This window comes from Streptomyces sp. AC627_RSS907 (assembly GCF_019049165.1).
Map to the genome: position 1 here is coordinate 1 of NZ_JAGMUE010000541.1, position 565 is coordinate 565.

1 protein-coding gene is annotated in these 565 nt (G+C 68.3%); it reads left to right on the top strand.

What is annotated here, in order from left to right; all coding sequences use genetic code 11:
* Nucleotides 1-565: transporter substrate-binding domain-containing protein (locus KUM32_RS36955; protein ID WP_217146247.1), on the top strand; the 565-nt coding region annotated here is incomplete at both ends.

Here is a 565-nt window from a genome sequence, read left to right on the forward strand (position 1 = left end):
GCTTCGACCCGCGGCGTGTCAGCTTCCGCACCGTCGCCTCCGCCAACCGCGAGACGGCGTTGCAGAACGGCCAGATCGACTACTACGTCGGCACCTACACCATCAACGACCTGCGCAAGCGCCAGGTCGGCTTCGCCGGCCCGTACTACGAGGCCGGACAGTCGCTGCTGGTGCGCGACGAGGAGGACGACATCCACGGGCCGGACGACCTGGCGGGCAGGAAGGTGTGCTCGGCCGCCGGCTCGACGCCGCTCCAGCGCATCGAGGCCGACTACCCCAAGGCCGACCCGGTCTCCTACGACGCGTACTCGATCTGCGTCGACAACCTCCTGACCTACCAGGTGGACGCGGTGACCACCGACGACACGATCCTGATGGGCTACGCCGCCAAGGTGCCCGACGAACTCAAGCTGGCGGGACGGCCGTTCTCCAAGGAGCCGTACGGCATCGGCGTACCCAGGAGCGACAACGCGCTGCGCCTCGCGCTCGACGACGCCATCGAGGCACACCAGAAGAACGGCGACTGGAAGAAGGCGTACGACGCGACGCTCGGCCTGTCCGGCGT